Consider the following 273-nt stretch of genomic DNA (forward strand, 5'->3'; position numbering starts at 1 on the left):
CAACAAGACCAAGTCCACATGATTTAAGAGCCATAGGTAGTACCATAGATATTATTCAAAAAGTAAAATGTCCATTTATCTTTGTTATCACTCAAGCAAAATATAATACACACCTGACAATTCAAACAATTGCAGCATTATCTGAATATGGAACGGTTTCTCCTATTATTATACATGATCGCATTGATTACGCATCATCAATGATTGATGGTAAAACCGTAATGGAAACAAATAAAAACGGAAAAAGTTCACAAGAAATATACAAATTGTTAT

At 30.8% G+C, this 273-nt stretch carries 1 pseudogene; it reads left to right on the plus strand.

The window, feature by feature from the left end:
* A pseudogene (locus H3V04_RS09355) lies at positions 1-273 on the plus strand (ParA family protein); the annotation flags it as partial.

Source organism: Bifidobacterium sp. M0353, from assembly GCF_016100645.1.
Taxonomy (GTDB): domain Bacteria; phylum Actinomycetota; class Actinomycetes; order Actinomycetales; family Bifidobacteriaceae; genus Bombiscardovia; species Bombiscardovia choladohabitans.